This is a genomic window from Alkalihalobacillus sp. AL-G (assembly GCF_030643805.1).
Classification (GTDB): domain Bacteria; phylum Bacillota; class Bacilli; order Bacillales; family Fictibacillaceae; genus Pseudalkalibacillus.
This window is the reverse complement of record NZ_CP094656.1, coordinates 4,084,066-4,107,580: the sequence shown is the minus strand read 5'-3', so window position 1 is coordinate 4,107,580 and position 23,515 is coordinate 4,084,066. Positions and strand designations below refer to the sequence as shown.

Annotated in this window: 16 protein-coding genes and 2 pseudogenes; 15 read left to right on the top strand and 3 right to left on the bottom strand. The window is 37.9% G+C overall.

Features of this window, described 5'->3' with window-relative positions:
- The first annotated feature begins 135 nt into the window (after nt 1–135).
- The 3 genes from MOJ78_RS20620 (at nt 136) to istB (ending at nt 5,007) form a co-directional block, all read left to right on the top strand.
- Nucleotides 136–2,145: an ATP-binding protein gene (locus MOJ78_RS20620; RefSeq protein ID WP_304979195.1), complete on the top strand. Its 2,010-nt coding sequence runs from the start codon at nt 136–138 to the stop codon at nt 2,143–2,145.
- 924 nt (nt 2,146–3,069) lie between these two features.
- Complete coding sequence (gene istA, locus MOJ78_RS20615; RefSeq protein WP_304979194.1) at nt 3,070–4,269, top strand: IS21 family transposase; 1,200 nt, start codon at nt 3,070–3,072, stop codon at nt 4,267–4,269.
- A 3-nt stretch (nt 4,270–4,272) separates the two neighbouring features.
- Nucleotides 4,273–5,007, top strand: coding sequence for an IS21-like element helper ATPase IstB (gene istB, locus MOJ78_RS20610; protein ID WP_304979193.1), 735 nt, complete (start codon nt 4,273–4,275; stop codon nt 5,005–5,007).
- A 1,213-nt stretch (nt 5,008–6,220) separates the two neighbouring features.
- On the opposite strand, the gene MOJ78_RS20605 is transcribed toward istB, so the two are convergent.
- Nucleotides 6,221–6,589 carry a hypothetical protein gene (locus tag MOJ78_RS20605; protein ID WP_304979192.1) on the bottom strand — a complete coding sequence of 123 codons (369 nt, stop codon included), beginning with the start codon at nt 6,587–6,589 and terminating at the stop codon, nt 6,221–6,223.
- A gap of 130 nt (nt 6,590–6,719) precedes the next feature.
- A pseudogene (locus MOJ78_RS20600) lies at nt 6,720–6,986 on the bottom strand (helix-turn-helix transcriptional regulator); the annotation flags it as partial.
- 370 nt (nt 6,987–7,356) lie between these two features.
- On the opposite strand from MOJ78_RS20600, the gene MOJ78_RS20595 reads away from it, so the two are divergent.
- On the top strand, nt 7,357–9,483 hold the full coding sequence (locus tag MOJ78_RS20595) for a hypothetical protein (protein ID WP_304979191.1): 2,127 nt from the start codon (nt 7,357–7,359) through the stop codon (nt 9,481–9,483).
- Nucleotides 9,484–9,837: 354 nt separating this feature from the next.
- On the opposite strand, the gene MOJ78_RS20590 is transcribed toward MOJ78_RS20595, so the two are convergent.
- Nucleotides 9,838–10,038, bottom strand: coding sequence for a class III extradiol ring-cleavage dioxygenase family protein (locus tag MOJ78_RS20590; RefSeq protein ID WP_304979190.1), 201 nt, complete (start codon nt 10,036–10,038; stop codon nt 9,838–9,840).
- A gap of 324 nt (nt 10,039–10,362) precedes the next feature.
- Here MOJ78_RS20590 and araD point away from each other — a divergent pair, with 324 nt between their 5' ends.
- From araD to htpG, 11 genes and pseudogenes are all read left to right on the top strand, one after another.
- Nucleotides 10,363–11,073, top strand: coding sequence for an L-ribulose-5-phosphate 4-epimerase (araD, locus tag MOJ78_RS20585; RefSeq protein WP_304979189.1), 711 nt, complete (start codon nt 10,363–10,365; stop codon nt 11,071–11,073).
- A complete protein-coding gene (locus tag MOJ78_RS20580) occupies nt 11,070–12,743 on the top strand; it encodes a ribulokinase (protein WP_304979188.1) in 1,674 nt (557 codons plus the stop codon). The genes araD and MOJ78_RS20580 overlap by 4 nt, the downstream gene beginning before the upstream one ends.
- A gap of 15 nt (nt 12,744–12,758) precedes the next feature.
- Nucleotides 12,759–14,243 (top strand): L-arabinose isomerase, encoded by a 1,485-nt coding sequence (gene araA / locus MOJ78_RS20575; protein WP_304979187.1) that lies wholly within the window; start codon nt 12,759–12,761, stop codon nt 14,241–14,243.
- A 142-nt stretch (nt 14,244–14,385) separates the two neighbouring features.
- Nucleotides 14,386–15,516, top strand: a complete 1,131-nt coding sequence (locus MOJ78_RS20570; protein WP_304979186.1) for a GntR family transcriptional regulator — start codon at nt 14,386–14,388, stop codon at nt 15,514–15,516.
- A gap of 300 nt (nt 15,517–15,816) precedes the next feature.
- A complete protein-coding gene (gene chvE, locus MOJ78_RS20565; RefSeq protein WP_304979185.1) occupies nt 15,817–16,884 on the top strand; it encodes a multiple monosaccharide ABC transporter substrate-binding protein in 1,068 nt (355 codons plus the stop codon).
- A gap of 83 nt (nt 16,885–16,967) precedes the next feature.
- On the top strand, nt 16,968–18,503 hold the full coding sequence (gene mmsA, locus MOJ78_RS20560; RefSeq protein ID WP_304979184.1) for a multiple monosaccharide ABC transporter ATP-binding protein: 1,536 nt from the start codon (nt 16,968–16,970) through the stop codon (nt 18,501–18,503).
- Between the two features lie 3 nt (nt 18,504–18,506).
- The gene (gene mmsB / locus MOJ78_RS20555) at nt 18,507–19,664 is read left to right on the top strand and encodes a multiple monosaccharide ABC transporter permease (RefSeq protein WP_304979183.1); all 1,158 of its coding nucleotides are present in this window, start codon (nt 18,507–18,509) and stop codon (nt 19,662–19,664) included.
- A 502-nt stretch (nt 19,665–20,166) separates the two neighbouring features.
- Nucleotides 20,167–20,498: pseudogene (locus MOJ78_RS20550) on the top strand (malate:quinone oxidoreductase); the annotation flags it as partial.
- A gap of 22 nt (nt 20,499–20,520) precedes the next feature.
- Nucleotides 20,521–20,715, top strand: a complete 195-nt coding sequence (locus MOJ78_RS20545; protein WP_304979182.1) for a sortase domain-containing protein — start codon at nt 20,521–20,523, stop codon at nt 20,713–20,715.
- Between the two features lie 189 nt (nt 20,716–20,904).
- A complete protein-coding gene (locus MOJ78_RS20540; protein ID WP_304979181.1) occupies nt 20,905–21,261 on the top strand; it encodes a DUF805 domain-containing protein in 357 nt (118 codons plus the stop codon).
- Between the two features lie 182 nt (nt 21,262–21,443).
- Nucleotides 21,444–23,324 (top strand): molecular chaperone HtpG, encoded by a 1,881-nt coding sequence (gene htpG / locus MOJ78_RS20535; RefSeq protein WP_304979180.1) that lies wholly within the window; start codon nt 21,444–21,446, stop codon nt 23,322–23,324.
- Nucleotides 23,325–23,515: the final 191 nt, after the last annotated feature.

The following is a 23,515-nucleotide window of genomic DNA, read 5'->3' as shown; positions in this document are numbered from 1 at the left end:
ACTATTCCTGAATACGGTATCCTTTGTATTGTTACCTAAAGGATCTGGAAGTTAGATTAAACATCAACTAAGTAAGGGGGTATCAAGAAATAATAATACTTTTTAAAGTTTAAAAATAAATGAGAGGTGGATATTATGAATACAATTCAAATTACTTCTCAAGGTATAAGGAAGGCTTTGAGAAATGTAAATTATTTAGAAGCAATCTCTGAATATATTTGGAACGGATTTGATGCAAAGGCTAGTGTTATCGAAATCAAAACTTTTGAAAACGTTTTGGGTGGAATAGAAGAAATACATATTAAAGATAACGGATATGGAATAAATTATCATGATTTAGACTACAAATTCAAACCGTTTCTTGAATCTGAGAAACAAGTCAATAAAAATACATTAAGAAATTCCGCAGTACATGGTAAAAATGGAATTGGAAGATTAACATTTTTCCAGTTTGCCTCTGCAGCTACGTGGGAAACTATTTTTTCAGCAGATAGTAGTAATCAAAGTTATAGTATAAGTGTCAAGGACGAGAGTCTCAATACATACATTGCTACAGATACTGTTGAAACGAAGGATTGGACAGGAACTACAGTGATTTTTACTGAAATTCATGAAAAGGATATCAAATTAGATAAACTTAGTGCTTATATATGTGAAGAATTCTGTTGGTTCTTAGAACTAAATTCTAACAAAGACTTTCAAATAGTAATAAACGGAAAAAAGTTGGATTATTCGTATCTTATAGGAGAAAGAGATAGCTTTGATATTGATTATTCTCCTACCAACACCTCTTTTGCATTAAAGTATATTAGGTGGGAAGCTAGTTTGAAAAAGGAATACTCAAAGATATATTTATTAAATTTAAGTGATAATGAAGTTACTAAGATTAATACAAGATTTAATCATAAAGGGGATTCATTTTATCATAGCGTATATGTAAAAAGTGAGTTCTTTAATGACTTTGACTTTGAAACTGATGAGAGTGATTTACAACTTGCGATGTTTGGGAACTCTAAACGAAGTAATGAATATAAATATTTGATATCTGAGATAAATAAATACCTGAAAAGTAAGAGAAAGCCTTTCTTGAAAAAGTATACAGATACCATTATTAAAGACCTAAAGCGATCAAGTGCTTTTCCTAGAACTAAATCAACAAATGCATGGGATATAAGGCGAGATATAGAGTTGGAATCAGTCGTAAGAGGGTTATATCAAGTTGAACCAAAGCTGTTTCTAAAAATGAATACTGAACAGAAGAAAACCTTTGTTAGATTTCTAGATTTAATTATGGACTCTGATGAAAGAACACATTTGTTCACTGTACTAGATGAGATAATAGAATTAGATAGTGATGAAAAAGAAGAATTGGCTGACATATTAAAATCCTCAAAATTATCAGGGGTTATTAAAACAATTAAGCTTGTACAGGACAGATATACTGCAATTGAACAACTTAGAGATTTAGTATTTAAGGCAGACCTTAAGGCAAATGAACGTGACCATATACAAAAAATGATTGAAAGGCATTATTGGGTTTTCGGTGAACAGTATCACTTAGTAACCGCAGCTGAACCTAGATTTGAGGAAGCACTTAGGAGATTTACCCATTTATTAAGTGGTAATGATAACAAAAGAGTAATTAACCATCGAGATAAAAATAGAGAGATGGATATCTTTATGGTTCGACAAGAGAAACAAGTAAATGTTATTAAAAACGTTGTTGTTGAGTTGAAAAGTCCAAGTATTAAACTTGGGAGTAAAGAATTTCATCAGGTGGAGAAGTATCTAGAAGTAATTCTTAGTGAAAATGAATTTAATGCAAATAATATGGAGTGGGAATTTATATTAATAGGAAATGATTTTGACAAAACGGGTTATATAAATCGACATATACAAAGTAACCAACATCATGGAGAAAGGTCATTAGCTCAGAAAGTAGGAAATTATAAAATTTACGTTAAAAAATGGAGCGAAGTGTTTAATGAATTTGAGTTAAGACATAGCTTTCTCAATGAGAAGTTGAATATTGAAAGGGCAGCTTTACTTGAAGAAAGTTTATCTGCCAATCAAATAATAAATAAACGAGATTCAAATACTTCTGCTATGTCAGGACAATATAGAATTCCTGTGATTAAAAATTAAGTAAGTTTTAAGACTAAGATTAAAAGGTTTAATAAATTTGTGATGAATAATTACGATAAAAAGGCACCTAATTTAATGTAGGACCCTTTGAGGTCTGCTGAAGGACTAGGTTTTTTTTTAGAACTTTTGTCAATATTAAAGGGTTGAATATGGAAACATACATGGCTCAGTGTGTATCTAAGTCAACCTGTGTTGTTCCAGGCTTGGAATTCTAAAGGCAGGGAAGTAGTCTCTATTATGTATTCCTTTCTTTATTACGTAAAGACACATACTCTCGAACTGTCCAATAAGATCCTTTGAAACTATGATAATAACTATGAGAGTAACAAACCGATCAACCCTAAACCGGAATGGGTGGAAAGGGATTCATCTGAGTCTTCGAAATTCACATTAAAACTAAATTCAAATTAATTATACAGCTATTGTACTAATCAATTTTCAATAATTTTCAAAATCACAATAGATTGGGAAAATTGTTTTTAGATGACCTTAATAAAAGGAAATGTTGTTTTTTTAACGAATTGTTCAATAAAAAATATAATGGGTGATATCTTCTTTAAGTGCGGATAACTCCCAAATAAAGAATTAGAGATATCAAACCCTAAAATGTTAGCAAAACAAATTTGGCAATCTGTTTGGTTGGCAACTGGTGATGACCCTAAAAAGTGTCTAATGACTTTTATTGAATTGTTTATTTTTAAATACTTAAGTGATTTGGGTGTACTAACGAAGAATGATAAAGGTGTAAGTATTGATTTCGATTCAGTTTACAAAGCAGAGAACTATTAGTTAAGGTATTACAGGAGTGAAAGAGTCGCATTTAAAATGGACAATATAGCCGGCTAAAAATATACAAAATCGTCGCCTTAAATTTCGACAAACTTCATAATTAGATTGAATCCTAAGGGGGAGGAGATTTGATTCATGAAGTTGGAGGGAGAGCGACGAAAAGTGAAAGAACTATTGGAACGAGGCATGTCCCAATCAGATATTGCGGAGATGTTGGGAATGCATAGGCATACGGTAAGAGCGTTAAGTGAACGAGAGAAAAACCATGTACAGCACCGTTCAAAAAAAGGATCGAAGTTAGATCCATATAAAGATTACCTGCTTAAGCGAATTCAAGAAGACTATGTTTTCAATTGTGAGAAGCTGATTATTGAGATTAAACAAAGAGGTTATTCAGGTGGCAGTACGATATTAAAAGAGTTTGTACAACCATATCGTAAGGCCTTTAAAGAAAGTCATACCAGACGGTATGAAACAGAACCTGGAGAACAGATGCAAGTCGATTGGAAAGAAGCTGGTCATTACCAGATTGATGGTGAAGTCATACCACTCATGATCTTTGTCGCTACTCTTTCCTACTCACGAATGAGTTATGCTTGTTTTGCGGAACGGCAGGATCGAGAACACCTATTGTACTGCCTGACGAATGCTTTTGAATACTTCGGAGGCGTAACCGAAAAGGTAATGTTTGATAATATGAAGACGATTATCAACCGGAGAAGTGGTCCAGAAGTTGAATGGAATGAAAAGTTCTTAGATTTTGTTGATCACTATGCTTTCAAGCCTTCCGTACATCGTCCCTATCGCCCTCAAACTAAGGGGAAAGTTGAACGATTTATCGGTTATATGAATGGTTGGCTAGAGACTTCATCGGTTCGATCTTTACAAGAGTTGAATCTCAGACTCCTGAGATGGGTGGAAGAAACGGCGAATCAACGCATTCACTCTACTACAGAACGGAAACCGGTAGAGCTTTGGTTGAAAGAGTCCCTGCAGCCTCTTAACCCATCAAGATATGATTCCAGTTACATTACGTATCGAAAGATTGGGAGAGATGGGGTCATGAATTACCATTCTAGAAAGATCCTGATGAGCTCAAAATTTGCAGGGCAAGAAGTAATGATTAAGGAAACGCTAGATGGCACGATTACCGTTTATTATCATGGGGAAGCGATTCTGACCTATACAAGAGACGATAAGGTTCTACCACTTTCCGAACAGATAAGAAAAAAGCAGCGTTCAAAGGCTGGCACCCTCCACGCTGCACAGGATATAGAGGTCGCTGTTCGCCCACTAAGCGTTTACGACCAATTCCTTCAGGAAGGAGAGCGATAGAAAATGAATCAAGCTATTGATACATATTGCGAATCGCTCAAATTAACCACCATTCAATCTGAATGGAGAACCCTTACTGAAGAAGCTTCTAAAAATAATATACCATACCATGCATTCCTAGAGCGAATACTGGAAGTTGAAAATCAAGCCCGTATAGAACGAAGTAGACAGACGCTCTTAAAGCTATCAAGATTACCCTTTAGGAAAACGTTAGATACGTTTGATTTTGATCGTGTGAAAGGTGTGTCCCGCAGGGACATTGAAGAATATATGAGTCTTAGTTTCATAGAGCAGAATCAGAATTTAGTCTTCCTTGGTCCGCCTGGAGTCGGTAAAACCCATTTAGCAGTCTCAATTGCCTTGGAAGCCATCCGTAAAGGTTTGAAGACATACTTTATGACGGCACAAGAACTCATCACTTCGCTTCAAACAGCAGATTCTCAAGGGAAGTTGGATAAGAAAATGAGAGGGCTTGCCAAGCCTTCTCTTCTAATCATCGATGAAATGGGGTACTTGAATCTATCTAATAATGGTGGACATTATCTGTTTCAGGTGATCAGTCGAAGGTATGAAAACAGCTCGATCATATTAACGTCTAATAAGACATTCAGTGAGTGGGGAGAAGTATTAGGAGATGGGGTAATTGCGACTGCAATCTTAGATCGACTCCTACACTATTCTCGAGTATTCTCCATGGATGGACCGAGTTATCGAATGAATGAAAAAGGCACCAACTAAGGTGCCACTTTTGTACAATTTTAACCCGACGATTTTGTATAAATTTAAACGTCCTTGACAAGGAGTAACGAAAGAGACTTTATAAAAGAATTTGTTCCCGGAAAGTACGTTAGATGGAACGACAATAATTAATGGATTGAGCTTAAAAGATGGTCGAAATCAGAATGAATTGTTTTTTCTATTTTAACTAGTTTTAAAATAGGGTTTGTTCCATTAAACGATAGATGTAAGATACAACCAATCGGTATATTCGAACCTGAGAATAAGTGGTTAGTTGACGATTGGTGGAGTCGTGAGGAGAAAGTTCTTCTCGGTATCGAAGATGAGAGTGATGAAATTACAAATGAACTAGTGTTTATGAAACTCGAAGAATTAAAAACTACTATTTCGGAGTGGAGGAAAAGTTAACAGAAAACTTCGAAACCCCTACTAATGAATTAAACTATTTAATAACTACGTTAGGGGATATAGAACTGTTTAAATTTCATACAAGTGCATTAGGATTTACTAAGAAAGTATATAGTACGATGGATCAAGGTAAAGGTAATGGAATTCCAATTTATACTGCAACTTTGAACCCAGTAGCATATATTGATAAAATGATGTAATAAAGATCAATATGTACCTTCAGAAGAAAAACCACACATCTCAATTGGGAGTGATGGGGATGGCTCCGCCGGTACTAACATTGTCTATCACACAGATCAATATTTTATAAATACCTAAAGAATAGCTTTCGTAGTATTAGATGTGAGAATAGACCCGATGTATATATTGTTATATACAAGATATTAAGAAAAAATATGGTTTCGATTATAGATTCAATTGCAATTTAAACAATGCAAAAAGTGTAGAAATTAAAATCCCTCTAGATAACCAAGGAAAAATTGATCTAGAAAAACAAATGGTCTTTGTAGAGAACTATTATAGAGTAAAGGATTTAACTTCTGAAATTGAACAAAGACTGTTTAGTGAAACTCGAAAATCGGAAGATAATATTCAAGGTCACTTGTTTGAATTCTTTAAAAGCGCAATGAATTTATAAAAATAAATTCCACAGAAAAAGAAAAACAACCCTCTGTTAATAAACTAAAGACAGTAAACAGTTGAGAGGCTATCTAGTTATTGTTTCCGGCTCACAATAGCCTCTATCTTTTAAAGTAAACATTCCTTATAAAATGAAACGAAAGTTTTAGTTAAAAAAATAAATTAATTATATTTTCTCAATAACTTGCATAAGAGCAAGGTGTGTTTGTTTTAAAAAAATGTGTTCTTTGTTGGTTAAAACTTGACAATGAGCAATTTTATTTCTCAGCGGATAAACTGCCCTTAGGAGTTGAATGAATCTTGGATAGTTTTTATGTAAATTGCCAAATATTTTGTAGTGTAACAACTGTTCAAGTTCATAAAGTTGCATATTCTTAATATTTTTTTTTATGCGTAATTTTTTCTCTCGCTTAGGCGCAGCAGAATACCAATTATCACCATAATGATTGATCATTTTTTTATCTACTTTATCTCTCAGATTGGTTTCTATTTCATATACTTTTTGATACGCCTTTACCATCTTATTTATTGACATAATGACTCCTTATTCATATATATGTTTTGGAATTTTACAATTCTTCTAATATTGGAATATTTTAGAATGTGTTTATTGTAACACAATTTTCTACCATATTGGACGTCCTACTTTTCGGAAGCATTCAGCAAGAAATGGAATCTGGTGAGGTATACCCGTATTTCATGGCAACATCAATGACCTTTGCTCCGTCTTCTATCAGTTCGAAGGCTGCTCGTGTAAGTCGTCTACGCCGGATATATTCGGATAGTGGAATACCAGCAAGGAAGGAAAACATCCTTTTGAAATGGTATTCGGAGCAAAGAGCTAACCTTTCCACTTCTTTATAGTCTATTTCATCAGTAAGGTGATCTTCGATGTACGTTAGTGCATCATTCATGTTCTTGATCAAGTTCATTTCATACCCTCCTTCATGAAAAGAATATCAGGATTTGAAGAGATTCACCCGACAATTCGTGCACCATTATGTAGGGTTAACGCACCACAGTTTAAAAAGGGAAGGAGACCGTTTCAAATACTTCGGTCGTTTTTAGTAGAGAACGATCAAAAGGCGATTTTGTATTTTCGTGCAAGATTGTCTTTTTTATTTGTGAATCGGAAAAGAACTTGCTCATTAGAATAACTGCATTCTACCATCCCGACGAGTTTTTATAAAAAATGAATTGATGGATTTGGGATTTTTAAATATAATTAGTTTTGATTCTCAGTTCTTTATAAAGAACATATAATGTATTTAAAAAATTGAATAGGAAATGGAGTGATCTTAATTGTCACGAAGAAAAAACCGAAAAGGACGACATTATTTCCTTCTTTTATGCCTCTCCTTACTTCTGCCGGCATCCTTCACCGAACGAGTATATGCAGCAGACACAACCCACTCATTACAAACACAAACCTCTTATACTTATACGAAAACCTTTCAAACGACTGGACAAAGTCAGTTGGCACCTGGAACTCCTTCGATCTCTAGTGTTGATTTACCGATTGTACCATATACTTCATGGAATGAATCTGGATCGGATGGAAGTATCGATGAGGACCCTGTTTTTGGAACAAAATGGGGTGGTGAAGGTTGGGGTGATACAAACGGAAGCTTAGGATTTGGTGGGAAGCTTAAGAACCTATCCTTTGGTGATATGAATGTCACCTATCCGGCACAATTCTCTATGACGGTGACATCACCAGGTGGGACAGACACGGCAACCATTGAAACGTTTTGGCACCCAGATTCTTCTGCTCAAATTTCTGTTGCAAAACCAACGGCCGATTTCTCATTAAACGGTACATTGAACATTCATGCTTCTGCTGGATTCAATGTTTGTACAGGTGAATGTTGGGGTGGAGACATAGGTGGAATAGATATTAACGCTGGTAGTTTTGATGTAGGTTCACCTATTCCAATTGATACTCGAGTCCCCTTGGTGGGAATTACAGGACTAACTGGAAATATTGGTTTACCTGACTCTCAGCTTTTCAATACGGTAAGCACGGATGGTACTCTTACCGCTATTGGAAATGGAAACATCGTTTATTTACGAGGAGACTTTGTCAATGTATTGGCAACTGCTGTTGGTGATCCAATCCCACCGAACTTTACTGTCTCTGGTTATGGATGGAAGACCGTGTCAGCTGGTGTGGAAGGTACACTGTCTTTAAACCAAAACTATCAGTTTACTCCAAACCCAAAGATTACTCTACAATTTGATCAATCTGTTTCATGGAGTGAACTCAACTCTTCTAATGAAGTGGTGAATCAAGGAACGGGAGCGGAAGCCAGTATTGTAGCTGGTAATACCGTAAAAGTAACCGCAAATAATATTGGAATCCTTCATGTGACTCCCGTTTTCTCAGTTAGTCACAACACGTTGAGTAACAACAGCCATCTTAACAAAGCGTTTCAATTTTATGTTGATGTGTTAGAGTTTAATGCTGGATTTAGTTTTGGACCGGTTTACAGTAATTCTTATAACCCTGGACTTGGGCAAGCGCTTTACTATGCTATTCCAAACGCTGCCACTAGCTGGATCAGTCAGGGGACTCCAGTCCATTCAAATACCTGGACACTTGGTGGTTTTCAGGATTTGGCCGGGGAAGGGTTTGAGATTATCTATGACATCACGGCGCCTACAACTACCGCAAAGCTTGCCATTGCTCCAAATATAAATGACTGGGTGCACCAGATACAAACAGTAGAGTTACATGCCGTCGATAACGTGGATGGTTCAGGAGTGAAGACGCTTTATTATGCGATGGATAACTCAGCATTCGGGGTTAATAACTTATCTGTCGGAACAGCTGTCGCAGCAAAAAATGGGGTAGTCAATGTGAATGTATCGGAAGAGGAAGATGGGAAACATACCCTTTCTTATCTCAGTGTAGATGAAGCGGGTAATTACGAGGCCTTACAAACAATATCCTTGAACATTGATAAAACAGATCCAATTGTCACTTATACAGGTAATGACAACATTTACACTGTGGACCAACAAGTGAATATTACTTGCACGCCAACAGATAACCTTTCAGGTGTTGCATCAAGCACGTGTAAAAATATTGTAGGTCCAGCATATGATTTTAAACTAGGAAGTAATGAGTTCCAAGCAACTGCCATGGACAATGCAGATAATGAAGGCAGTGGATCCACCTCCTTTGAAGTTCAAATAACCTATGATAGTTTAAGCAACCTTGTGGATCGCTTCGTTTCCAACAAAGGAGTTGCGAACTCTTTAAAAAGAAAAATAATCAACGCCATGAAATCAGCAGACAAGAAAAATACAAAAACAAATGATAACATTCTTTCTGCATTCCAGCATGAAGTAAGTGCTCAAAGCAGCAAGAAGATCAGCGAAGAACACGCCGATCTTCTAATCTCTCTTGCCAATGCATTAAAATAAAAGAGTGAAGTAGGGCTAAACAGGTACCTTTATAAAGGATATTACACATAAAAAGTAAAGCGGCAAGGAGTTGATTCCTATATAAAATAGGGTCATGTTCATTCCCTAGCATACTTGTATCTGAGCTCCTCGGATTTCATGAGGAGCTCTTGTTTTATAGGATAATTACGTTATTTTTGTCTGTAAAGTAGGGTTGGCTCTTTTGGCGTAAACGCCAGGTGTGGTTCACAGCATAGGGTTCGAATCTTCCCACTACTACATTCACATACATATTCCGTAGGCACCATCTTTCGTAAAGTAGGAAAAACTAATTAAGCAGAACGAGGGGACAGGACCAATTCCCGTCCGAACTGATTACTGGTAATACGAGGCACACAACAAACCAAAGTATGTAGGGGCTTCATAAGATAAAAACTCACTGTTACGATTTTCTTTTGAAATCGCACCGGCTAAAACTAGGGATTGCCAAATACCATCCGGCTTTGCAGCCTCAATGTATGGTTCATCAAACTGAGCTAATCCCTCGAGGTCACCGGACATAATTAAATCGACCATAACAAACATCTTCCTCAGCACACGGAATTCTCGGCACTCCTGTCTGCTCGTCTCTTTCTAAGCAACTATCCACTTTTGCTCACTTTAACCAGCCCTCAAAATAAATAAATAATCGACAACGTGGAAATCGAACCACTTATTATCTGTTCTATTCATACAAATTTTTTATAGGTTTGTTTCACAGAAATTCATTGTTTCATCATAAGAACAGATGATCAGAACTTAAGACTGATTACTTTTTATTGCATGTACGTACAATTTATATTAATATAAAAATTAATATGAATGTTATACGTACATGGTGAGAGGGAGGAGTGTGGAAGCGTGTTAGAAGAGCTAAAACGACAAGTACTAGAAGCGAACAAGGCCTTACCAATGCATAATTTAGTAACTTTTACGTGGGGGAATGTAAGCGGTGTCAGCAGAGAGAATAATTTGATTGTAATTAAGCCTAGCGGGGTTCCTTATAATGAGTTAAATCAAGACAGTATGGTAGTTGTGGACTTTGATGGGAATGTGGTTGAGGGCGATTTGAAGCCGTCATCCGACACCCCTACACATATCGTGTTATATAAACATTTTTCTGATATTGGTGGAGTTGTTCATACCCATGCACCTTGGTCGACAAGCTGGGCACAGGCAGGTAAAAGTATACCTCCGTTAGGTACTACACATGCAGACTACTTTTATGGTTCCGTACCTTGTACTAGGCCGATGACAGACTTGGAGATTAATGGTCACTATGAGCATGAAACTGGCAAAGTGATTATCGAGACGTTTCAGGATATAGATGCAACTCATGTTCCGGGAGTGCTTGTTCACAGTCACGCACCATTTTCATGGGGGAAAAATCCAAATGAAGCGGTACATAATGCGGTTGTTTTAGAAGAGGTAGCCAAGATGGCGATCCAAACGTATCAATTAAATTCAAATATCCCTCAATTAGATCAAGCACTTTTAGATAAACATTATTTACGAAAGCACGGTTCTAAAGCGTATTATGGACAAAAGAAAAAGGGGGGCACACACATATGACAGAAAAATACGCAATTGGTGTGGATTATGGAACAGAATCGGGCAGGGCCGTGTTGGTGTCCTTATCATGCGGTAAAGAAATTGCCGATCATGTCACACCTTATAAGCATGGTGTAATTGATGGAACATTACCCGAATCAGGGGTTGAGCTTGGATATGAATGGGCACTGCAAAACCCACATGATTATCTTGCAGTTTTAGAGAATTCCATACCTATTGTGATAAAGCAATCAGGTGTAAATCCAAATGATGTAATTGGTTTAGGGATTGATTTTACTGCATGTACAATGCTACCAATCGATGACAATGGCGATCCTTTATGTTTTAATCCAAAATTAAAAGATAACCCACATAGCTGGGTAAAATTATGGAAGCACCATGCAGCACAGGATGAGGCAAATCAATTGAACGCAATTGCAGAAGATTTTAGGGAAGAGTTTTTATCAAGATATGGTGGGAAAATCTCTTCTGAGTGGATGATCGCAAAAGTCTGGCAAATTCTGAATGAAGCCCCTGATATTTATGAACAAACAGATCGCTTTGTGGAAGCAACCGATTGGGTAATTTCTAAGCTTACGGATAACTTTGTTAGGAATAGTTGTGCGGCCGGTTACAAAGCGATTTGGAATAAAAAAAACGGGTATCCTGCTAAATCGTTTTTCAGAGCATTAGATCCTAGATTAGAATCCTTAACTGACACAAAGCTTCGTGGTGATGTTGTCCCGTTAGGAACGAATGCCGGTGGTCTAACGGATACGATGGCAAAGGTTACGGGATTAAACCAAGGTATTGCTGTGGCTGTTGGGAACGTGGATGCACACGCAGCTGTACCGGCCATGGGAGTAGTCGAACCGGGAAAAATGGTGCTTGCAATGGGGACTTCCATTTGTCATATGCTCTTAGGAAATGAGGAGAAGCAGGTAGAGGGGATGTGTGGTGTCGTAGAAGACGGCATTATCCCAGGATTATACGGTTATGAAGCTGGTCAATCAGCTGTTGGAGACATCTTCGCTTGGTATGTAGACCAGGGTGTGCCCGAATATGTAAAGCAAGCTTCTAATCAAGAAGGATTAACGATCCATGAGTGGTTAGAGAAAAAAGCGGCTTCATTTCAGCCGGGGGAGACGGGGTTATTAGCTCTCGATTGGTGGAATGGAAATCGCTCTGTCCTGGTGGATACCGATTTAAGTGGATTGCTTATAGGTATGACCCTACAAACGAAGCCAGAAGAAATATATAGGGCATTACTAGAGTCGACTGCATATGGAACTCGAAAAATCATAGATTCATTTCATGAAAATGGAATCGAAGTCAATGAGTTGTATGCATGTGGAGGGCTGCCACATAAAAACAAGCTGCTGATGCAAATTTATGCGGATGTAACGAATAGACCGATTAAGGTTGCTGAATCGTTCCATACTCCTGCGTTAGGTGCTGCTATGTTTGGAGCGGTTGCAGCAGGTTGTGAGAATGGTGGATATGACACGATTATCGAGGCAGCAAGGAAAATGGCGAGAGTCAAAGATGAAATAGTGGAGCCAATTGCAGAAAATGTAGAAATCTATGAAAAATTATACCAGGAATATTCAAGACTCCATGACTATTTTGGTCGCGGGAAAAACGATGTGATGAAACGTATACGAGCTATTCAATCTACAACAAATTACTAGTAGGGGGAGTACTATATGTTACAGATTAAACCATATGAATTTTGGTTTTTAACGGGAAGTCAGCAGCTGTATGGGGAACAAGCACTTAAGCAAGTAGAGAGCCATTCGATCGAAATCGTGGAGAAAATGAACCAGCATGCAAATCTACCTTTTCCGATTCGGTTCAAACAAGTATTAACGAATGCAGATGATATAAATAGATTAATACTCGAAGCAAACCTGGATGAAAACTGTGCGGGAATTATTGCATGGATGCATACATTTTCTCCAGCAAAAATGTGGATTTCGGGACTAAAAGCTCTTCAACTACCACTTTTACATTTACATACACAATTTAACCGTGATATCCCATGGAAAAACATCGATATGGATTTCATGAACTTGAACCAATCGGCTCATGGGGATCGAGAATATGGTTTTATCAGTACAAGAATGCAAATCCCCCGGAAGGTAGTTGTAGGGTACTTTGAAAATGATGAAGTAACAATAAAGATTGGAAACTGGATGAAAACGGCTGTTGCTGTTGTAGAAGGGCGAAATATTCGGGTAGCACGGTTCGGTGATAATATGCGGAATGTTGCCGTTACCGACGGTGACAAAATAGAAGCACAAGTTAAGTTCGGCTGGACAGTTGATTACTATGGAATTGGTGATTTAGTAGAGGAAATGGCCAATATTCCAGATATGGAAGTAGAAGCTCTCTACAAAGAGTATACCAACTTGTATCAGCTACCTGAGGAAGCAAAAGAACCTGGTCCTATAAGAGAGTCCATTCTAGAGCAAGCACGAATCGAACTGGGTTTGAAGGCCTTTTTATCGGAAAGGAATTATAATGCGTTTACCACTAATTTTGAAGATCTCCATGGGATGAAACAGCTTCCTGGCCTCGCTGCCCAACGTCTAATGGCAGAAGGATATGGTTTTGCTGGAGAAGGAGATTGGAGAACCGCAGCCTTGCTTCGTATGATGAAGGTTATGGCCAGCAACAAAGGGACATCCTTCATGGAGGATTATACGTACCATTTAGAGCCAGGAAAAGAAATGATATTGGGTTCCCACATGTTAGAGATTTGCCCAACTGTATCCGCAACAAAACCAAAAATTGTTGTAAATCCACTTGATATTGGTGGAAAGGAGGATCCGGCACGGTTGGTTTTTGATGGGCGTGGTGGCGATGCTGTGGTGGCTTCTCTAATTGAATTAGGAGGAAGATACCGACTTGTTGTAAACAAGGTTCATGCAATGCAACCGACTGAAGAGACACCGAACTTACCAGTAGCAAAGGTATTGTGGAAGCCAGAACCATCATTAAGTGATGCAACAGAATGCTGGATTTATGCAGGAGGGGCACATCATACGGTTTTTTCATTCGATGTTACTGCTGATCAGTTATATGACTTTGCGGAAATGAGTAAAATTGAATGCGTTGTAATCGATGAACATACGGTTCCTCGAAAACTCCAAATTGAATTGAAACTAAGTGAAGCGGTGTGGAAATAGGTGACATATATATACAGAGCTTTGAATAGCAGCTGTATTTTTTCATTGAAATAAAGTAGTCTGAGGCTATAAATATAAATTCATTGTGGTATCCTTAACTTATACGAATGAGTTGGAATGCAAATGAGTCGAGGTGTCTTCTTTGGAAACAAAATACAGTAAGGTAAAACAAGCGATAAAATCAAGAATTATAGATGGGACCTATACTCCACACCAAAAAATAAATTCAGAAAGTGAATTGATGAAGGAGTTTGGGGTTAGTCGCCACACGGTTCGACTCGCGATCGGTGATTTGGTTACCACAGGCTGGTTATATCGTGAACAAGGATCTGGAACTTTTTGCGCGGATCGAACAGAAGAAAATCACAACCGGACGATTAGTAATCAAAAGAACATTGCCATTGTTACGACATTTATTTCTGATTATATATTTCCGTCTATCATAAGAGGGGCAGAATCACGTCTTAGTCAAGAAGGTTATCAGGTAAGTATTTTCAGCACCAATAATGACCCCGAAAAAGAACGTGAGATATTAGAGAAAATACTATCACAGTCATTTGACGGTGTTATTGTGGAGCCGACAAAGAGTGCGTTTTCGAACCCAAATATAAGCTATTATTTAAATCTTGAGAGGCTCGGACTTCCGTACATTATGATCAATGCTTATTACGATGAGCTGGAACCCATCAGCATTATTGTAGATGATGAGATGGGTGGATTTATACAAGCTGAACATTTGATTCAGTTAGGCCATACTGATATTGCTGGTTGTTTTAAGACGGATGATGCCCAGGGTACTAGGCGAATGAAAGGTTTTTTGAAGGCACACCGTAAGTATGGAATTCCTTTAAATCCAAAAAATATCATCACTTATGATACAGAAAACAAAAATACTAAACCATTAGATGAAATAGAAAAAATCATCTCGACTAAGCATAATACGATCACAGGTATTGTAGGTTATAACGATGAACTCGTTATTGAAATACTAAATCTGTTAAGGGCTAAAAAAATTACAGTTCCTGGCGATGTATCGATTGTCGGGTACGATGATTCCTTCTTAGCAGAAGTGTCAGAGGTAAAATTAACCTCTATTATTCACCCGAAAAGCGAGATGGGGAGAGCGGCAGCAGATACAATCATAGAGTTGATTAAAATTAGGGCGAACAAAAATAAAGTCGAGTCTCCTTATGAACATTCTATTGTTTATAATCCGAAGCTTATCGTCAGAAATTCCACAAAGGGTTTAACTCCGGTCGAAATCACTTCATAGACATAAAGCCATCACCTTCAAAGGGATGGCTTTTCTAATGAAGATTTAAAAGATTTAAAAAATTCCGTTGCCAAGCATGTTTTTTTATTTTATAATAAATGTACGTACAAGATTGGACTCTAATCACTCAATGTTGTACGAACGAATTACAGGCGATTAGTTATTGATGCATATACATAGTCTTAATTCTACTAATTTATCGATATTTTGAACGCGTCGTCTGTAAGCGCTGTCAAAAGTCCTCTGTATTCGTAACTAATCGAGCCAATTTTAATATGTAACTAAAAAGGGGGAGTAACAATGAAACAGTTCATCGGGGTACTACTCATTTTAATCCTTTCAATTTCTACAGTAGCTTGTAGCAGCACTACAGGTGGTGACGAAAAGGTAGTAGGAATCGCAATGCCTACAAAGTCATCGGAAAGATGGGTTAAAGACGGAGAAAATATGAAGGCTGAGTTTGAAAAATTAGGATATAAAGTGGATCTGCAATATGCTGAAGATGTTGTAGAAAACCAATTATCCCAAATTGAAAACATGATAACAAAAGGCGCTGATATTCTTGTAATCGCATCCATTGACGGTGAGGCACTAACCGATGTTCTAGAGCAAGCTAAAAGATCTGATATTCCTGTTATCGCTTACGACCGTTTAATCATGAATAGTGACCATATAAGTTATTATGCGACATTTGATAACTTCCAAGTCGGAGTGCTGCAAGGTGAGTATATTGTTGACAGATTAGGGCTTTCTGAAGGTAAAGGTCCATTTAACATTGAATTGTTTGCCGGGTCTCCGGATGACAATAATGCATATTTCTTCTGGGATGGAGCAATGTCCATATTACAACCTTATATTGATAGTGGCGACCTGGTTGTTAGGAGTGGTCAAACAGATTTTGATCAAGCTGCAACACTTCGTTGGGATGGATCAAAAGCTCAGGAACGTATGGATAACTTACTAAGTGCTCATTATTCTGGTGAAAGAGTAGATGTTGTTTACTCACCATTCGATGGAATCAGTCGAGGAATCATTTCATCCCTTAAGGCTGTCGGCTATGGTTCTAGTTCGAACCCTATGCCAATTGTAACTGGACAAGATGCCGAGCTTGCTTCTGTAAAATCAATCATTGCTGGTGAGCAGACGCAAACGGTGTTTAAGGACACAAGAGAGCTAGCTAAGATAGCAGTGGAAATGGCAGATTCTGTACTTAAAGGTGAAGAGCCTGAAGTAAATGATACTGAAACATATGATAACGGAGTTAAAGTGGTACCTTCATACTTGCTAGAGCCAATATCTGTGGACATTAATAACTATAAAGAAGTGCTTGTAGATACTGAGTACTATACAGAAGAAGATTTACAGTAATTGAAAAAACGGATGAATTAGCAACCATTTTGTGTTGTTAATTCATCTCTTACTTATCTCTACATTTAAAAGGTGTGATAGTGATGGCTGAGGCGATATTGGAAATGAAGGGTATAACGAAGACATTTCCAGGGGTTAAAGCTCTAGACAATGTAAACCTAAAAGTACACCCAGGAGAGATTCATGCCCTTATCGGAGAAAATGGGGCAGGTAAATCTACATTAATGAAGGTTTTAAGTGGCGTCCATCCGTTTGGTACATATAAAGGAGAAATCAGATTTGAAGATCAACTTTGTGCATTTAAAACAATCAATGAAAGTGAAGAAAAAGGGATTGTTATTATTCACCAAGAGCTTGCTCTAATTCCAGAGTTATCAATTGCTGAAAATATATTTTTAGGTAATGAAAGAGCAGAAAAAGGGATTATAAACTGGAGTCAAACGATTGTTGAGACAAGGCAGCTTCTTAAAAAAGTTGGATTGAAAGTCGACCCCCAAGAAAAAGTAAAAAATATAGGGGTAGGCCAACAACAACTTGTAGAAATTGCAAAAGCCCTATCTAAAAAAGTAAAATTACTGATTTTAGATGAACCAACTGCAGCACTTAATGAAGAAGATAGCGAAAACCTTCTAAATCTATTATTGGAATTTAAAAAACAAGGGATGACTGCTATTTTAATTTCTCATAAGTTAAAAGAGTTATTTAAAGTATCAGACAGTATCACTGTTTTGCGCGATGGAAAGACCATACAGACACATCATTTAGAGGAGATGAAAGCCACTGAAAATCAAATCATTAAAGATATGGTTGGAAGAGATTTAACCGATTTATATCCAGAAAGAACCTATAATATTAAGGACAATATAGTATTCGAAATAAAGGATTGGTCCGTTTATCATCAATTAGACGAAGAGAGAAAAATCTTACATAACGTAAATGTAAATGTAAAAGAAGGAGAGATTATTGGAATTGCTGGTTTAATGGGAGCCGGAAGAACCGAACTTGCGATGAGTGTGTTTGGGAGAGTCTATGGTAAGAAGATCTCAGGTCGACTTTTTAAAAATGGAAAAGAAGTAGATTTTAAAAATGTAGACAATGCTATTAAGAATGGCGTTGCTTATGTTTCTGAAAACCGAAAAGAGTATGGGTTAGTGTTAATCGATAGTGTAAAGCAAAACCTTACATTAGCAAACTTAAAAAGAATATCCAGAAAAAATGTACTAGATATCGGTCAAGAAATAGTAGAGGCAGAGTCAATGAAGCAACGTTTGAATATAAAAGCTCCGAGTATTGAACAAAAAACGATAAACCTTAGTGGCGGGAACCAACAAAAGGTAGTGTTAGGCAAGTGGATATTCGCTGAACCGGATGTTCTTATTCTGGATGAACCAACTCGAGGTATAGATGTAGGAGCGAAATTTGAAATTTATAAAATCATTAACGAGCTGGCCGAAAAAGGAAAGAGCATCATTATGATTTCATCTGAGCTACCTGAATTAATTGGGATGTGTGATCGAATTTATACGCTTTCCGAAGGTAGGATTACAGGAGATCTTCATAAAACAGAGGCAAACCAAGAGGCGTTAATGAAACATATGACACAGAGTTGGGGGTCGTAGCATATGGAGGGAATGAAAAAGCTTGTATCAAATAACTTAAGGCGTTTTGGAATGATCATTGCCTTAGTCGGTATTATTATTTTATTTCAAATTATGACAAATGGGATACTTCTAACACCATTAAATGTTACAAATATCATTATGCAAAATAGTTACATTATTGTACTAGCTATTGGAATGATGCTTGTTATTATAACGGGAGAAATTGACTTGTCAGTTGGATCGATCGCGGCATTTATTGGCGCGGTAGCCGGGGTATTTCTAGTAACCTATGATCTTCCAGTAATACTTGCAATTGTACTTTGCTTACTATTAGGAGCGATTATTGGTGCTTGGCAAGGATTCTGGGTTGCGTACGTAAATATTCCTGCATTTATTGTTACACTAGCAGGAATGTTAATCTTCCGTGGATTAACCTTGGTCGTATTACAAGGTCAGACAATTGCACCATTTCCAAATGGATTCAGAAGCTTAAGTTCATCATTTTTGCCTGATGTAAACAGCGGTGGGGATATACATTTATTTTCTTTAGTAATAGGAGCTATTTTTATTATTATATATATTATTGGTGAATTGCGGATACGTAAATCAGATTTAAAATACAATTTCCACACGATTTCGTTTCCGTTGTTTGTGTTGAAACTATTTTTATTCATCGTTCTAATTAGTTTATTCACTTATGTTTTAGCTCTATATGCTGGTATTCCTATTGTGTTACTTATCCTCCTCGTACTAATCATTGGTTATACGTTTGTTATGAATAAAACCGTAATTGGGAGACACATCTATTCAGTCGGTGGAAATGAGAATGCTGCGAAGCTATCTGGTGTAAAAACCAAAAAAATGAAATTCTGGGTTTTTGTAAATATGGGCGCCTTAGCTGCATTAAGTGGGCTGATCTTTGCTGGTCGACTAAATGCTGCAACTCCACAAGCTGGTAACCTGTTTGAGCTAGATGCTATCGCAGCAGCGGTAATTGGTGGAGCATCTTTTACCGGTGGAGTGGGAACTGTCTTCGGTGCTGTTATTGGGGCTTTGGTTATGGGCGTACTCAATAACGGTATGTCTCTTATGGGAATAGGTATTGACTGGCAGCAAGCGATTAAGGGGTTAGTTTTACTAGCGGCAGTAGCGTTTGATGTCTTGAATAAGAATAAATAGGTTTTTAGATTAAGTTGTTTTGAGGGAAGTGAGTCCTGAGGGTTTGTTTCTTTTGTGGTGGCACATTACGTGTTGCATACTATAGTGTTCGAGTCCTGTACGGAGGAAAGTAACGACAAGCCTGTGACAAGGATAGTCCCTCAATTAAAATAGAATAACATTTAGTTCAGTATTACCAGATGAGTTCATTTTGAGGATGAGCTCATCTTTTTTGATGCCCTAGATAAGGAGTTGAAATTAAATACTTCAAGGGTTCGTCAAGAGATTCCCCCTCAATTGTAACGACAATCCTTTTTCATATCAGTCTACACATGAAGTACCAGATATTTGGGTAAACAAGCATACTCCCAACACAATTGTTAGTCATGTTCAGTTTATAAATGTTGAATTAGCAAAGGGGGAGTTATCAAGAATCTACCTGGTAACGCCTCAAGAAATAGAATTGATTCAAAGAAAATCGAGCTGATTTAGGGAGCCTTGCTTTTTGTGTAATTAAAACAGGAATGCGGGTACAGGCCATGCTGCACTGTGCGAATTAACTATACATCCGAAAAACCTGACGGATACATCGATATCAGCAAAGCGATCAAAATCAATGAACAGTTCCAGCTTTCCAGACAGTTTTGGTCGTATCTTGTAAACAGAAATCTGATTCGTAATCCGCAGGACTTCATCATACCATTACCTCATATGATACAAGGGGAAGAGAATGTTACGTTTTTAAAAAAGCGTTATGAAGCGCTGTCATATAATCCCCTATTTCAAGGCATGGAATTTTCAGACGATCCTGAAAAACTGATTGAATGGATTCCACTGATCAGGGTAGGCCGTACAAAAGGTTCACGATGAAATAATAGTGAAGGATAGGCAACATCAATATATTTATAAAGTTTATAACATGTTGGTTGGTGACCCTGACAATTTATCTGTTTTAGAGGGCTATGGAAATGACAAACTATTAACCTTGAATACATGTGATCCTATTGAAACTGCCACACATCGGTTAATCATACAAGCAAAAATAAAAGATGTTATGTCAGAAACTCCATAAAGCCTGCAATATTTAATAAGAATGTCTTAAGGTCAGTTTTTTAAAGGGTGGAATCTTCGGAAGTAGTAGATTGTTAGTTTCTTGTTAATTGACGATTATTGCAGAAAAAAGTAAAAAAATGTAGAATTGTTAATAGGCATTATTTAATGGTTATGCTGCTCAAAAATAGATTATAGGGGGGTATTTTTAATGCAGTGGTATTTAAAGGTAATAAAAAATTATGTAAAGTTTGAAGGAAGAGCTCGCCGGAAAGAATACTGGATGTTTGTACTTTTTAATTTTCTCATTTCCCTTGCGGTTAGCCTGATAGGAATGGCTTTTGATGCTGATACATTGCTTTCAATACTTTATTCATTGGCGGTACTATTGCCATCTCTTGCTGTGTCAGTCCGTAGGTTACATGATATTGGAAGAACCGGCTGGTGGATTTTAATCAGTCTTGTTCCGCTCATTGGCGCAATTGTGTTACTTGTCTTTAATTGCTTAGATAGCGAGTCCACAGAGAATCAATATGGACCTAACCCTAAACTGGATCCAAGTCTATAATCTGAATGATCAACCCTGAAAACCGTCTATTATTAAGGCGGTTTTTCTATTATAAAAGAACATTATACGATCGATTGACACGATAGCCTATTTTATGGTATTAAAATAGTGGTTAGCACCCGTATGGAGCGAGTGCTAAACTATGAATCGATGAAACCATTAGTGGAAAGGGGACACTTGAAATGGCGAAAAAACAGTTTAAAGCAGAATCGAAGAGATTGCTGGAAATGATGATCAACTCGATTTATTCTCAAAAAGAGGTCTTTTTACGAGAATTGATTTCTAACGCCAGTGATGCAATCGATAAAATCTACTATAAGGCATTGACGGACGAGGGCATCCGTTTTGACAAGGATAGTTACTACATAAAGGTGAGTGCGGACAAGGACAGCCGTACATTGACAATCACCGATACCGGGATTGGGATGACGAAGGAAGAGCTCGAGAAAAACCTTGGCACAATCGCGAAGAGCGGTTCATTGGCATTTAAAACTGAAAATGAAGCGAAGGATGGGCATGACATCATCGGCCAGTTCGGGGTCGGCTTCTATGCGGCATTCATGGCAGCAGATGTTGTCACAGTAATCAGTAAAGCATTGGGAAGTGATGAAGCTTTTAAGTGGGAATCGAAGGGTACAGACGGTTACAGGATCGTCTCGCATGACAAGGATTCCATTGGGACGGAGGTTATCCTCAAGATCAAGGAGAACACCGAAGAAGAGGATTTCGACGAGTTTTTAGAGGAGTACCGTCTGAAGGCGATCATCAAGAAGTACTCTGATTTCATCCGTTATCCGATCAAGATGGATGTAACGGAACGCAAAAAGAAGGAAGGTACGGAGGATGAGTACGAGGACGTGACCGAAGAGCAGGTCATCAACAGCATGGTGCCGATTTGGCGCAAGAATAAAAGCGAGCTCACCGACGAGGATTACGAGAATTTTTACAAGGAAAAGCATTATGGTTTCGACAAGCCGTTAAAGCACATCCATATTAAGGTGGATGGTGCCGCACGCTACAATGCGATCCTTTATGTGCCGGAGCAGATTCCGTTCGATTATTACACGAAGGAATTTGAAAAAGGGCTGGAGCTTTATTCGAATGGTGTTTTGATCATGGAGAAGTGCTCAGACCTGCTGCCGGACTATTTCAGCTTCGTAAAAGGGATGGTCGATTCAGAGGACTTATCGTTGAACATTTCTAGGGAGATGCTGCAGCAAGATCGCCAGCTGAAGCTGATTGCGAAAAACATTAAGAATAAGATCAAGAAAGACTTGCAAAGCTTGCTGAAGGACGACCGCGAAACGTTTGTGAAGTTTTTTGAAACGTTCGGTCGTCAGCTGAAATACGGCGTCTATAGTGATTTTGGTGCGAATAAAGAGGACTTGCAGGAGCTATTGATGTTCTATTCCTCCAAGGAAAAGAAGCTGGTGACGTTGGATGAATACGTCTCACGGATGAGCGACGATCAGAAGTACATTTATTATGCTTCTGGAGAGAGCCATGAGCGGATCGAAAAGCTTCCTCAGACGGAAGTCGTCACGGATAAGGGATATGAAATTCTTTATTTTACAGATGAAGTGGATGAATTCGCGATCAAAATGCTGATGCAGTATAAGGAGAAAGAATTCAAGTCCGTGTCGAGCGGTGATTTAGGATTTGAAGACGACGACAAAACGTCTGATAACGAAGCTGAAGACAACGGAAATCAAGAGCTTTTCGAACATATGAAACAGGTGTTGTCCGATAAGGTGAAGGATGTACGGGCTTCCAAGCGATTGAAGTCACATCCGGTTTGTCTTTCAACGGAAGGCGAAGTATCAATTGAAATGGAGAAGATCCTGAAGGCGATGCCGAACAACCAGAATGTGAAGGCTGATAAGGTTTTAGAAATCAATGTCAATCACGACGTCTTCTCAGCATTGAAAGAGGCGTATGAAAATGATAAAGAGAAGTTAGGATTGTACACGAACCTATTGTACAATCAAGCACTCCTTATCGAAGGGCTGCCGATCCACGATCCGGTCGAATTCACGAACGATATGTGCAAAGTGATGGTATAAGTGAAGAGCGGAAGGAGCACGGGATTACGCCCCGTGCTCTTTTGGTCAAACCTTCGAATTTCCATTTTCGCAGTTAATTTCGAGATTTCGCAGATCTTTTCAGGTTTTCGCAGATGATTTTCAAATTTCGCAGTTGTCTAGATAATGTAAAAGGATTTGCAACCGCACCAATAGGGTCTGGCTCTGCATTC